The organism is Streptomyces sp. NPDC094448, assembly GCF_044763775.1.
Taxonomy (GTDB): Bacteria; Actinomycetota; Actinomycetes; order Streptomycetales; family Streptomycetaceae; genus Streptomyces.
In genome coordinates this window covers 249,462-261,984 of the sequence record NZ_JBIWGU010000004.1, presented here as the reverse complement: position 1 = coordinate 261,984, position 12,523 = coordinate 249,462, and the positions used below count along the sequence as shown (strand labels likewise).

The following is a 12,523-nucleotide window of genomic DNA, read 5'->3' as shown; positions in this document are numbered from 1 at the left end:
ATGGCGGACCCCGGACCATCCGGCCCGGGTCCCGTCCGGTTCGGACGATCCGGCCCGGCCCGAACCATCCGGTCCGGTTCGGCCTGGTTCGGTCCGGTCCCCGGTCCGGACATCCGGGAACACACGGAAGTACGAGAGGGAGCAGCCATGAGCGACCCCGGCAGCGGTGCCGAGCGCAGCATCGGCCAGTTGGTCGCATCGGCGACGGCGGAGATGTCGGCGCTGGTGCACGATGAGATCGCACTGGCGAAGGCGGAACTCCGCCAGGATGTGAAGCGCGGCGCCACCGGCGCCATCGCCTTTGTCATCGCCGGTGTCTTCCTGCTGTTCTCGCTGCCCGTGTTCAGCTTCGCCGCGGCGTACGGCATCCATAATCTAGGACTGGGGCTGGCCTGGTCGTTCCTGATCGTCGGCGGGGCGTTCGTCGTCCTCGCGGCACTGCTGTCGGTGCTGGCGATCGCGAAGTTCAAGAAGGTCAAGCCGCCGGAGAAGACGATCGCGTCGGCCAAGCAGACGGCGGCCGTCCTTCAGAACGTCAAACCGCACCCCCGTCCGGAGGCCGACCGGCGCCCGCAGCTTCCGGCGGCCGTGGAGCGCGAGCTGTCGCAGCGCTGAATCCGGTTCGGCGGTTCGGGGCGCCGGGGTGCCGGACCCGGAGGCTCCGGTCCCGGTGCGGCCGGACGCCGGGCTCCGGCAGGGGCCGTCACGGAAACGGTTCCCCTGCCCCGTACACCCGTACGAGTGATGACCGCGGGCCGCACCACCGCGGCCGGTATGGCACGCTCGTGAACATGACGGCCCCTGACTCCGGCCCCGGCTCCGGAAGCCCCGTACGCATCGACGGCCCCTGGACCCACCGCGATGTGGCGGCCAACGGCGCGCGCTTCCACATCGCCGAGATGGGCGACGGTCCCCTGGTGCTGCTGCTGCACGGCTTTCCGCAGTTCTGGTGGGCGTGGCGGCATCAACTGCCCGCGCTCGCCGACGCCGGTTTCCGTGCGGTGGCGATGGACCTGCGAGGGGTGGGCGGCAGCGACCGTACGCCGAGGGGCTACGACCCGGCGAACCTCGCGCTCGACATCACCGGTGTGGTGCGGTCGCTCGGCGAACCCGACGCCGCCCTCGTGGGACACGATCTGGGCGGATATCTGGCGTGGACGGCCGCGGTGATGCGGCCGAAGCTGGTGCGTAGGCTGGCGGTCTCCTCGATGCCGCACCCCCGGCGGTGGCGTTCGGCGATGCTCTCCGACTTCGCCCAGACCCGCGCCGGTTCGTACATCTGGGGTTTCCAGCGCCCTTGGATCCCGGAGCGCAGGCTGGTCGCGGACGACGCTGCGCTGGTGGGCGAGCTGATCAGCGACTGGTGGGGGCCGAAGCCGCCGGACGAGACCGTTCTGGAGACGTACCGGCGCGCGATGTCCATCCCGTCGACGGCGCACTGCTCCATCGAGCCGTACCGCTGGATGGTGCGGTCGATGGCCCGGCCCGACGGTATCCAGTTCAACCGCCGGATGAAGCGCCCGCTGCGGGTGCCGACACTCCATCTGCACGGGTCGCTCGATCCGGCGATGCGGACGCGCAGCGCGGCGGGTTCCGGTCAGTACGTGGAGGCACCGTACCGCTGGCGCCTGTTCGACGGGCTCGGCCACTTTCCGCACGAGGAGGACCCGGTGGCCTTCTCCGCGGAGCTGATCAACTGGCTGAAGGACCCGGAACCGGACCGCTAGTGCGGTGACCGCCGGTCGTGGGGCACGGTTGTTCTGTACGAAAAGTACGGGAACGGCCATGTGCCCGGCGCATAGGCCAATTGGCGGCCCTCCGTACGGTTACCGACCTTGGGCCCCGGGCAGACGTCCCGGTATGGGCTGGACGTACGACTATGGCGACGTGGCACGTGACCGCCGCCCGGCCAGTGGGCCGGGCTCTCATGACGGCGATGGCCCCCGGGGCCGGAGCCATGACCACTCGGGGCAGGGCATCGGGATTCCCCGGATCCTGCGGCGGCGGGCGCGCTGGGTGTCGGCCCGGCTCCGGCACACCCGCGGCTGACACCGGCCGCTTCCTGCCGCGGAGGCCCGTGCCGGCCTGCGCCCCTGGCGCCCGGTCGGTGACGGTCGCCCTCTGAGGGCGCCGGTCCGGGACGGTCGGTCCGGGGCCAGTAGGTCTTTACGGGACAGTGTCCGTACGGGTCGGTCAGAGCGCGCAGCTCTCCGTGCTGACCTCCTGGTTGGCGGCGAGGCCGGTCGTGATGTCGTCGGCGATCTCGTCGACGGTCAGCGCGTAGCCGGTGTTCTTGTCGTCGAGGGAGCGGGCGAAGATAACGCCGTAGACCTTGCCGTCCGGGGTGAGCAGCGGCCCGCCGGAGTTGCCCTGACGGACCGTTGTGTACAGCGAGTACACATCGCGGTGGACGGTGTCGCGGCGGTAGATATCGGGGCCCGTGGCGTTGATACGGCCCCGGACGCGCGCGGAGCGGACGTCGTACGCGCCGTTCTCCGGGAAGCCTGCGACGATCGCGCTGTCCCCGCTGCGCGCGTCGGCGTCGGCGAACTGCAGCGGTTGCGCGTCGAGTCCGGGTACGTCGAGTACGGCGATATCGCGCCGCCAGTCGTAGAGGACGACCGTGGCGTCGTACAGCTTGCCCTCGCCGCCTATCTGCACGGTCGGCTCGTCGACACCGCCGACGACATGGGCGTTGGTCATGACGCGGCGCTCGCCGAAGACGAAGCCGGTGCCTTCGAGGACCTTTCCGCAGTTGTCCGCCGTACCCACGACCTTCACGATCGACTTCTTGGCGCGGGCGACGACCGGGCTGCCGGCGAGCGCCGGGTCCGGCGGCCGGACCTCCTTGATGGGCTCGTTCGAGAACGGGCTGAAGACCTGCGGGAAGCCGTTCTGCGCCATGGTTCCCGAGAAGTCGTTGAACCAGACGGAAGCCGATTCGGGCATCACCTGGTCGACGCCCTGAAGCACCTGGGAGGTCCGGACCTGCTTGGCGAGCGTGGGCAGCGTGGTGCCGGTGAGCGCCGAGCCGATCAGCCAGGCGACCAGGAGCATGGCGACCACATTGACCAGGGCACCACCGGTGGCGTCCAGCGCTCGGGCGGCTCCCCCGGTGATCTGGCGGCGGAGCCGGCTGCCGAGATGGGTGGTGAAGGCCTGGCCCACGGAGGCACAGACGATCACGACCACGACGAAGACGACGATCGCGGTGGTGGACGCCTCGGTCCCGTTCATCAGCTCGTCCCAGAGCACGGGCAGCAGATAGACCGCGACCAGGCCACCGCCGAGAAAGCCGATGACGGAGAGGATGCCGACGACGAAACCTTGCCGATAGCCGATGATCGCGAACCATACGGCCGCGACCAGCAGCAGGATGTCCAGCACGTTCACCGTCATTTGCCTCGCAGTCGCTGTCTCGGCTCCGGCTCCGCTCGGTCGGATCGGGGCCGCTGGGGTCGGAAGGTGTCCGGGGTGTCCGGGGCATCCGGGGGGGTACGGGGTCGGCGCATCGGGCGCGAAGAAATCAGCCTGTCATGCGCGCCGGTCCAGGGGGACCTGCCGGGTCCGGTCCCAGGGCCGTTCCCAGCCCGCGAAGTGCAGGATGCGGTCGATCACCCCGGCCGTGAAACCCCAGACCAGGGCCGATTCGACCAGGAATGCGGGGCCTTGGTGGCCGCGCGGGTGAACAGCCGTGGCCCGGTTGGCCGGGTCCGTGAGATCCGCCACGGGGACGGTGAAGACGCGGGCCGTCTCGGCCGGGTCGACCGCGCCGACCGGGCTGGGCGCCCGCCACCAGCCCAGGACGGGGGTGACGACGAAACCGCTCACGGGGATGTAGAGCTTGGGCAGGGTGCCGAAGACCTGGACGCCCTCGGGGTCGAGTCCGGTCTCTTCCTCGGCCTCGCGCAGCGCGGCGCGCAGCGGACCGGTGGTCTCCGGATCGCCGTCCTCGGGGTCGAGGGCGCCGCCGGGGAACGAAGGCTGTCCGGCGTGCGACCGCAGACCACCCGCGCGCTCCATGAGCAGCAGTTCGGGGCCGGTCGCGCCCTCCCCGAAGAGGACGAGGACGGCCGACGGTCTGCCGCGGCCGCCGGCGGGCGGCAGGAACCGGCTGAGCTGACGGCCCTGGACGGTGTCCAGGATCGTGACGACGGGATCCAGCCAACCGGGCAGGCCGCTGGTCGAGACGGTGACGGTCCCGGTGGCGCCTCCGGGACCACTGACATCTCCGACACCATCGATACCGGCGGGCGCAGCGCGGTCGGCGGGGCCCCGGGCCCTACCTCGACCGGCGGGACCGCCGGAACCGCCTGCGGCTCCCGCAGCGGACCGCCCGGGGTCTTCGGAGCCGTCACGGCCGGTCATACGGCCGGTCCGGGCGGAATCGTCGCTGCCGTACCCGCCCGGGAACCGGCCGGGGCGGGCCGCGCCGTCGCCGTCCGGCTGACCGTTGTGCACCTCGGCCTCACCGCCACCGCCGGTTCTCGTCTCTTGTGCGCGCATGGGCACCCCCTCGTCTCACAACGCACCGGGCCGCACGGATCGTTCCGACCGCTCCACGGCAGACGGACACCGGTCGGGGACGCCCGGCCGGCCCCCGTAACGCATACCCGGCCAACCCGATCCGTCCCGTCCGGCCCCGTACCACCGAACCCGCCTGAAACCATCGGATCCATCCGAAAACGCCGGACCGTCCGCGGGGCGTCCCTGTGAGCACCCCGGCGGTCCCAGCCCGCCGCGACCGGAGGGCCGGCACCTATGCGGAGACCTGTCCGGAGGTACCGAGGGGCGGCGCGGGGGTGCCCGGATAGTCCGCGGGCGGATTCAGCCGCTGCCCCGGCTGACCGCCCATCTCGTACTTGAGCAGCTTCTTCGCCTTCTCCGGATCGGTCTCGCCCTCGCCGTAGGAGGGGCAGAGATGGGCGATCGGGCAGGCGCCGCACGCGGGCTTGCGGGCATGGCAGATCCGGCGCCCGTGGAAGATCACCCGATGGGACAGCATGGTCCACTCGGACTTCGGGAAGATCTCCGCGATCTCCGCCTCGACCTTCTCCGGGTCCTCCTGCTCGGTCCACTTCCAGCGGCGGACGAGCCGCCCGAAATGGGTGTCGACCGTGATGCCGGGGACCCCGAAGGCATTGCCGAGGACGACGAAGGCGGTCTTCCGCCCGACTCCCGGCAGTTTCACCAGGTCCTCCAGCCGCCCCGGCACCTCTCCGCCGAATACGTCGCGGAGTGCGGCGGAGAGCCCGAGAAGGGAGCGGGCCTTGGCCCTGAAGAAGCCGGTGGGGCGGATGATCGCCTCCAGCTCCTCGGGAACGGCCGCGGCCAGCTCCTCCGGAGTGGGGTAGGCGGCGAAGAGCGCGGGCGTGGTCTGGTTGACCCGGAGATCGGTCGTCTGGGCCGACAGCACGGTGGCGACCAGCAGCTCGAACGGGTTGCGGAAGTCCAGCTCGGGATGGGCGTACGGATAGACATCCGCCAGCTCGCGGTTGATCCGGCGGGCGCGGCGGACCATGGCGAGCCGGGACTCGGTCCGGGTTCCGGCTCCGGGCGCGGTGCGCTTCCGCGCTCCCGGCGCAGCAGCCCCACCCTTGGATTTGCCCGACTTTGCGGCATTTCGGGTATCGATGGGAGCTTGTTCGCCCATAGCGGAATCTTGCTTTCCGGACACTCTTCCGGCCCCCTTGGCCTGCGCTGTCACCGGCGACTTGGACACCCGGCCACCCTACGGTCCACCACCTTCCTCCGCCCCGGCCACCGCCGATCCGGACCCAATCGGGCCCCTGGAGCACGAACACCTGCTCCAGTGCGTCAAACTTGTTGTGATTGATCGCACGAATATTTACTTGCCAGGTCCGCCGCGGCGAAGCTGTCCTACGCGTCCCGCCCGCGGTGTCCCCCGGACGGGCACGGTGCGGTCCGGCATCATGGGGGACCACGGTCCCTGAGCAGGTCGACAAGGAGAGAACTCGTGGACGACGTTCTGCGGCGCGCCCCGCTCTTCGCGGCGCTCGATGACGAGCAGGCGGCGGAGCTGCGCGGCTCGATGAGTGAGGCGACGCTCGCCCGAGGTGACGCGCTCTTCCACGAGGGCGACCCCGGTGACCGCCTGTACGTGGTCACCGAAGGCAAGGTCAAACTCCACCGGACCTCGCCCGACGGCCGCGAGAACATGCTCGCCGTCCTCGGCCCCGGTGAGCTGATCGGTGAGCTGTCACTGTTCGACCCCGGTCCCCGTACCGCGACCGCGACGGCGCTGACCGAGGTCAAGCTGCTCGGTCTGGGCCACGGCGACCTCCAGCCCTGGCTGAACGCCCGGCCCGAGGTGGCGTCCGCGCTGCTGCGTGCCGTCGCCCGCCGGCTGCGCAAGACCAACGACCAGATGTCGGACCTGGTCTTCTCCGATGTGCCGGGCCGGGTGGCGCGGGCCCTGCTCGACCTGTCGCGCCGCTTCGGCGTCCAGTCGGACGAGGGCATCCACGTCGTCCACGACCTGACGCAGGAAGAGCTGGCCCAGCTGGTCGGCGCCTCCCGCGAGACCGTGAACAAGGCCCTGGCCGACTTCGCCCAGCGCGGCTGGCTGCGCCTGGAGGCGCGTGCCGTGATCCTGCTCGACGTCGAGCGGCTGGCGAAGCGCTCCCGCTGAGGCCCGGAGCCGTACGAGGTACTCGCAACACGGCAAGGGGCGTCCGGAACCGTTCGGTTCCGGACGCCCCTTCCGCTGTTCTCCAACAGACCGGTTCGCCACGGACCGGTTCGCAGGGTCCGGTTCGCCACGGACCGGCTCTCGACCGACCCACCGCTCCCGACCACTCCCGGCCGGCCGCTCCCGACCAGCCCCTCCCGACCGGCCGGTCCGGGTGTCAGATCAGCCCGTGGTCGCGCAGGTACTCCAACTGCGCCCGTACGGACAGCTCCGCCGCGGGCCACAGTGAGCGGTCCACCTCCGCGTACACCGCGGCGACGACCTCCCCGGGGGTGCGGTAGCCGTTCTCGACGGCCGTCTCGACCTGGGCCAGCCGATGGGCCCGGTGGGCCAGATAGAACTCGACCGCACCCTGGGCGTCGTCCAGTACGGGTCCGTGGCCGGGCAGCACGGTGTGCACCCCGTCGTCGACGGTGAGGGAGCGCAGCCTGCGCAGGGAGTCCAGATAGTCACCGAGACGGCCGTCCGGATGGGCGACCACCGTGGTGCCCCGGCCGAGGACGGTATCGCCGGTCAGCACGGCGGCGTCGGCGGGCAGATGGAAGCAGAGGGAGTCGGCGGTGTGGCCGGGGGTGGGTACGACCCGCAGTTCGAGGCCGCCGACACCGATCACGTCCCCCGCGCCGAGCCCCTCGTCACCGAGCCGCAGGGCGGGGTCAAGGGCCCTGACCTTCGTCCGGGTGAGTTCCGCGAAGCGGGCCGCGCCTTCTGCGTGGTCCGGGTGGCCATGGGTGAGCAGGGTGAGGGCGATGCGCTGTCCCGCCTGTTCGGCGCTGTCGATCACCCGGCGCAGATGGGTTTCGTCGAGCGGGCCGGGATCGACCACCACGGCGAGCCCGGAGCCGGGCTCGGCGAGAATCCAGGTGTTGGTGCCGTCGAGGGTCATCGCCGAGGCGTTGGGCGCGAGAACGTTCACGGCACGGGCGGTGGCGGGTCCGGAGAGCACTCCGCCCCGGGGCTGTCCGGGCAGGGCCGCCGCCTCCGTCATCGGGTACCTCCCGAGGCAGGGATGTGTTTGGTGAACTCCTCGTGCCCCGGCCAGCTCAGTACGAGGGTGCCGTTCTCCCAGCGGGCCGTGGCCAGGACCGGGGCCAGATCGCGGCCGTCGGCCGCGGCAACCGCCTTGGCGGCCGATTCGTACGGGCCGAGATCGCGCAGCGTGGAGATGGTCGGGGGCATCATCAGCAGTTCGCCGCGGTCGTATCCGGCGGCCGCCTCGGCGGGCCGGATCCAGACCGTACGGTCCGCCTCGGTGGAGGCGTTGCGGGTCTGCTGGCCCTCGGGAAGGGCTGCGACGAAGAACCAGGTGTCGTAGCGGCGGGATTCGAACTCGGGTGTGATCCAACGGGCCCAGGCACCCAGCAGATCCGAGCGCAGCACCAGCCCCCGGCGCTCCAGGAAGTCGGCGAAGGCCAGTTCGCGGTCGACCAGCGCCTGCCGGTCGGCCTCCCAGCCGCCACCGTCCCCGGGGGCGGACACCTCGTCCCCGCCCACGGCGCCCAGCACCGTATCGGCGGTGAGTCCGGCGAGCAGCACCCCCGACTCCTCGAAGGTCTCCCGTACCGCGGCACAGACCACGGCCTGGGCGGTCGCTTCGTCCGTACCGAGTCGGTGGGCCCATTCGGCGACCGGCGGACCCGCCCAGCCGACGGGCCGGGAGTCCCGGGCATCGACCCCACCGCCCGGATAGGCGTAGGCGCCTCCGGCGAAGGCCATGGAGGCCCTGCGGCGCAGCATATGGACGGCGGGGCCGTCCGGGGTATCGCGGAGCAACATGACGGTTGCGGCCTGCTTGGGCACGACGGGGACGAATTCACCGGCCGCGAGTGCGCGGATCCGCTCGGGCCACTCCGGGGGGTACCACTGACCATCGGGCATGGCCGGATGCTATGCGGATCGGACGGGATGTTCGAGAGGCGCCGGGGGCGGGGCGGCTGTTTCACGTGGAACGAAGATGGCCCCTACACGGGACCTGGCGGCCGCTCTGCGGGACGCGGAGGCGGCACCGGACCAACGGGGGCCGCCGGAGCTTCCGGGCGCGGCCACAGGCCCGTGCTGCGGGTGCGCTCGTCCCGAAGGCCGTCCGCACCTGCGCACCGCCCCGGGCGGAACAAACGCAGCGGACCACGAACGCAGCGGCCACGGGCACAAACAGCCCTCGGTGGGCGGACCACCGGACCGTTCCGGCGACGGGCGGTGGCGGAGCGGAGCGGACCGTACGAGCGTTCTCGCGCCGGCCGCTCCCATCCCTGCACACGCACCGGCGCGCCTGCTCGGCAACGCCGGTGCCGGATGGTGCCGGGCCTCCCTTTCGGATCCCGCCGGCCTCCGGCCCGATCCGAAAGAAAGGCTCTAGTCCTGCACCAGTTCGATCTGGAACTCGACCTCGACCGGCGCGTCCAGAGGAAGCACCGCGACACCCACCGCGCTCCGCGCGTGGACGCCCTTCTCGCCGAGGACCTCACCCAGCAGCTCACTCGCGCCGTTGACCACACCGGGCTGCCCGGTGAAGTCGCTCGCCGAGGCCACGAAGCCCACGACCTTCACCACACGGGCGATCCGGTCCAGGTCGCCGACGACCGACTTCACGGCGGCCAGGCCGTTGAGCGCACAGGTCCGGGCCAGTTCCTTGGCCTCCTCGGCGGTGACCTCGGCCCCCACCTTGCCGGTGATCGGCAGCTTGCCGTCCACCATCGGAAGCTGGCCCGCCGTGTAGACGTACGGCCCCGAGACGACGGCGGGCTGGTACGCGGCCAGCGGCGGGACGACCGCCGGCAGCGTCAGCCCCAGTTCCGCCAGCCGTGCCTCGACGGCACCGCCACCGGCGGTCGTCACGAGGTCTTCTCCCTCTTCAGGTACGCCACGAGCTGCTCGGGGTTGGGGCCCGGAACGACCTGGACGAGCTCCCACCCGTCCTCGCCCCAGGTGTCCAGGATCTGCTTGGTCGCGTGCACGAGGAGCGGCACGGTGGCGTATTCCCACTTCTTGGTCATGGAGCCGACTGTATCCGCCCCGCCGGGGCCACCCGGATCCACCCGGCACCTCCCGCCGTCTCCCACCCGTACTCGTACACCTGTCCCGTGGGCACGTGACGCAGCCCGCACACGACCTCGTGCGTAGGGCACGGTCCGACTGGTTAGGCTCGAAAGCGTGAGCAGGCTCCAGGTCGTCAGCGGCAAAGGCGGAACCGGTAAGACCACGGTCGCCGCCGCCCTCGCGCTCGCCCTCGCGACCGAGGGCAAGCGGACACTCCTTGTGGAGGTCGAGGGGAGGCAAGGCATCGCACAGCTCTTCGAGACGGAAGCGCTGCCGTACGAGGAGCGGAAGATCGCCGTCTCGTCCGGAGGCGGCGAGGTCTACGCCCTCGCCATCGACGCCGAGCGCGCACTCCTCGACTACCTCCAGATGTTCTACAAGCTCGGCAGCGCCGGACGGGCCCTCAAGAAGCTCGGCGCCATCGACTTCGCGACGACCATCGCACCCGGCGTCCGGGACGTCCTGCTGACGGGGAAGGCGTGCGAGGCCGTCCGGCGCCGTACGAAGCAGGGCGCGTACGCCTACGACTACGTGGTCATGGACGCGCCGCCGACCGGCCGGATCACCCGGTTCCTCCATGTGAACGACGAAGTGGCGGGGCTCGCCAAGATCGGGCCGATATACAACCAGGCCCAGGCCGTGATGCGGGTGCTGAAGTCCCCCCAGACCGCGGTCCACCTGGTCACGCTGCTGGAGGAGATGCCGGTCCAGGAGACCGCGGACGGTGTGGCCGAGCTACGGGCGGCGGATCTTCCGGTCGGGCGGGTCATCGTGAACATGGTCCGCCCCCATGTGCTCGACGAGGCGGCGGTGCGGGGCGCCGCCGACGGACGCCGTACGGAGATCGCCGCGGCGCTCACGGCCGCCGGGGTCAGCGGTGCGCGCTCCCTGGTCACCCCGCTGCTGGAGCAGGCGACCGACCATGCCCGGCGGGTGGAGCTGGAGCGGGAGCAGCGGGCCGCGCTGGCCGGTCTTGAGCTGCCCTCGTACGAACTGCCGCTGCTCAGCGAAGGCGTCGACCTCGCCGGGCTCTACCGGCTCTCGAAGGAACTGCGCGTCCAGCAACAGCAGCAGCAGCAAGGAACGGGAGCCGGTTCATGAGCCTGGACGCAGCGGCCGACCCCCTGCAGGTCGACCCCCTCATCGACGACCCGAACACCCGCATCATCGTGTGCTGCGGTTCGGGTGGCGTCGGCAAGACGACGACCGCGGCCGCTCTCGGGGTACGCGCGGCCGAGCGCGGCAGGCGGGTCGTCGTCCTCACCATCGACCCGGCCCGCCGGCTCGCCCAGTCGCTGGGCATCGACTCACTCGACAACACACCGCGCCGGGTGAAGGGCATAGAGCCGGACGGTACGGGCCCGGCGGGCGAGCTGCACGCCATGATGCTGGACATGAAGCGGACCTTCGACGAGATCGTCGAGGCCCATGCGGATGCCGAACGGGCCCGCGCGATCCTGGAGAACCCCTTCTACCAGTCCCTGTCGGCCGGGTTCGCCGGTACGCAGGAGTACATGGCGATGGAGAAGCTGGGCCAGTTGCGGGCCCGGGACGAGTGGGACCTGATCGTCGTCGACACTCCGCCGTCGCGCAGCGCGCTGGACTTTCTGGACGCGCCCAAGCGGCTGGGGTCCTTCCTCGACGGCAAGTTCATCAAACTGCTGGTGACCCCCGCGAAGATGGGCGGCAGGGCGGGGATGAAGTTCCTGAACGTCGGCATGTCGATGATGACAGGGACCCTCGGCAAACTGCTGGGCGGCCAGTTGCTGCGGGACGTCCAGACGTTCGTCACGGCCATGGACACCATGTTCGGCGGCTTCCGCACCCGGGCCGATGCCACCTATCGGCTGCTTCAGGCCCCGGGGACGGCGTTCCTCGTGGTGGCGGCGCCGGAGCGGGACGCGTTGCGGGAGGCGGCGTACTTCGTGGAACGGCTGGCGGAGGAGGAGATGCCGCTGGCTGGGCTGGTGCTGAACCGGGTCCACGGCAGCGGGGCCGCCAGGCTGTCGGCGCAGCGCGCCCTGGCGGCGGCGGAAGCGCTGGAACCGGATTACACGGAAGACACAGACGACACAGAATGCACGGAATGCCCCGACCACGACGGGCCTGACGAGCACGACGAGTACGGGGACACCCCCGGGCCCGGCGAGGGACGCGACTCCGGCGGGTCGAACGAATCCGATGCGCCGGACCTGTCGGAGGAGTCCGACGAATCAGATGAGTCGGATCAGTCGGATGAGTTGCCGGTGGAATCCTCAGAAAATCTTGCCGAGGCCCGCATTGTGGATCATGGGGCAGGGAAGACTGGTGTTCGTGAGGCCACGGGCGCCTCTCCCGAATCCCCGCCCGTGGACCACGCCCCCGAGCACCCCACCCCTCTTGAGGCACACCACGAACACACCACGGAAGAACTGACGGCTGGTCTGCTGCGCCTGCATGCCGAACGGATGCAGGTGCTCGCGCGTGAGCAGCGCATGCGGGACCGTTTCACCGCGCTTCATCCCGAGGTGGCGGTGGCTCATGTGGCCGCACTGCCCGGAGATGTCCATGATCTCGCGGGACTGCGGGCGATCGGTGAGCAGCTGGCGGCCGGTGACGCGGGCAACCGGCGGTCGGCGACCTAGCCGCACCGGACCTGGCCGCACCGGCTGGCGGGAAGGCACGCGCGCGGCCCTCCGTGCCGTACCACCGTCGACGCAGGCCGCCGGCCCGGCGGGCATACAGCAGCAGTAACGCGACGGTCCTCCACGGGCCGAACGGACCGCTCCACCGCAG

Annotated in this window: 13 protein-coding genes; 6 read left to right on the top strand and 7 right to left on the bottom strand. The window is 71.0% G+C overall.

What is annotated here, in order from left to right:
* Nucleotides 1–147 precede the first annotated feature (147 nt).
* The 3 genes from ACIQ9E_RS09840 (at nucleotide 148) to ACIQ9E_RS09830 (ending at nucleotide 2,049) form a co-directional block, all read left to right on the top strand.
* Nucleotides 148–615 (top strand): phage holin family protein, encoded by a 468-nt coding sequence (locus ACIQ9E_RS09840; protein ID WP_403704678.1) that lies wholly within the window; start codon nucleotides 148–150, stop codon nucleotides 613–615.
* A 176-nt stretch (nucleotides 616–791) separates the two neighbouring features.
* Entirely contained in the window at nucleotides 792–1,727 is a 936-nt protein-coding gene (locus ACIQ9E_RS09835; protein ID WP_040915253.1) for an alpha/beta fold hydrolase, read from the top strand.
* A gap of 133 nt (nucleotides 1,728–1,860) precedes the next feature.
* Nucleotides 1,861–2,049 (top strand): hypothetical protein, encoded by a 189-nt coding sequence (locus ACIQ9E_RS09830; protein WP_366261716.1) that lies wholly within the window; start codon nucleotides 1,861–1,863, stop codon nucleotides 2,047–2,049.
* A 144-nt stretch (nucleotides 2,050–2,193) separates the two neighbouring features.
* Here the strand turns inward: ACIQ9E_RS09830 and ACIQ9E_RS09825 are convergent, their stop codons facing one another.
* The 3 genes from ACIQ9E_RS09825 to nth form a co-directional block, all read right to left on the bottom strand.
* Nucleotides 2,194–3,393: a MarP family serine protease gene (locus ACIQ9E_RS09825; protein ID WP_403705218.1), complete on the bottom strand. Its 1,200-nt coding sequence runs from the start codon at nucleotides 3,391–3,393 to the stop codon at nucleotides 2,194–2,196.
* A 141-nt stretch (nucleotides 3,394–3,534) separates the two neighbouring features.
* Complete coding sequence (locus tag ACIQ9E_RS09820; RefSeq protein ID WP_403705215.1) at nucleotides 3,535–4,368, bottom strand: NUDIX hydrolase; 834 nt, start codon at nucleotides 4,366–4,368, stop codon at nucleotides 3,535–3,537.
* Nucleotides 4,369–4,759: 391 nt separating this feature from the next.
* Nucleotides 4,760–5,677: an endonuclease III gene (gene nth / locus ACIQ9E_RS09815; RefSeq protein WP_403704674.1), complete on the bottom strand. Its 918-nt coding sequence runs from the start codon at nucleotides 5,675–5,677 to the stop codon at nucleotides 4,760–4,762.
* Nucleotides 5,678–5,977: 300 nt separating this feature from the next.
* Between nth and ACIQ9E_RS09810 the strand changes: the two genes are divergently transcribed.
* On the top strand, nucleotides 5,978–6,652 hold the full coding sequence (locus ACIQ9E_RS09810) for a Crp/Fnr family transcriptional regulator (protein ID WP_361542708.1): 675 nt from the start codon (nucleotides 5,978–5,980) through the stop codon (nucleotides 6,650–6,652).
* 217 nt (nucleotides 6,653–6,869) lie between these two features.
* Here ACIQ9E_RS09810 and ACIQ9E_RS09805 read toward each other — a convergent pair whose 3' ends face one another.
* The 4 genes from ACIQ9E_RS09805 to ACIQ9E_RS09790 form a co-directional block, all read right to left on the bottom strand.
* Complete coding sequence (locus ACIQ9E_RS09805) at nucleotides 6,870–7,700, bottom strand: MBL fold metallo-hydrolase (protein WP_403704671.1); 831 nt, start codon at nucleotides 7,698–7,700, stop codon at nucleotides 6,870–6,872.
* The gene (locus tag ACIQ9E_RS09800; protein WP_403704668.1) at nucleotides 7,697–8,590 is read right to left on the bottom strand and encodes an NUDIX hydrolase; all 894 of its coding nucleotides are present in this window, start codon (nucleotides 8,588–8,590) and stop codon (nucleotides 7,697–7,699) included. The genes ACIQ9E_RS09805 and ACIQ9E_RS09800 overlap by 4 nt, the downstream gene beginning before the upstream one ends.
* Before the next feature lie 474 nt (nucleotides 8,591–9,064).
* Complete coding sequence (locus tag ACIQ9E_RS09795; RefSeq protein WP_403704665.1) at nucleotides 9,065–9,547, bottom strand: RidA family protein; 483 nt, start codon at nucleotides 9,545–9,547, stop codon at nucleotides 9,065–9,067.
* Nucleotides 9,544–9,705 (bottom strand): hypothetical protein, encoded by a 162-nt coding sequence (locus tag ACIQ9E_RS09790; protein WP_403704662.1) that lies wholly within the window; start codon nucleotides 9,703–9,705, stop codon nucleotides 9,544–9,546. Before ACIQ9E_RS09790 ends, ACIQ9E_RS09795 begins: the two co-directional genes overlap by 4 nt.
* A gap of 157 nt (nucleotides 9,706–9,862) precedes the next feature.
* On the opposite strand from ACIQ9E_RS09790, the gene ACIQ9E_RS09785 reads away from it, so the two are divergent.
* Nucleotides 9,863–10,849 (top strand): ArsA family ATPase, encoded by a 987-nt coding sequence (locus ACIQ9E_RS09785; protein ID WP_403704659.1) that lies wholly within the window; start codon nucleotides 9,863–9,865, stop codon nucleotides 10,847–10,849.
* Nucleotides 10,846–12,372, top strand: a complete 1,527-nt coding sequence (locus tag ACIQ9E_RS09780) for an ArsA family ATPase (protein WP_403704657.1) — start codon at nucleotides 10,846–10,848, stop codon at nucleotides 12,370–12,372. Before ACIQ9E_RS09785 ends, ACIQ9E_RS09780 begins: the two co-directional genes overlap by 4 nt.
* Nucleotides 12,373–12,523: the final 151 nt, after the last annotated feature.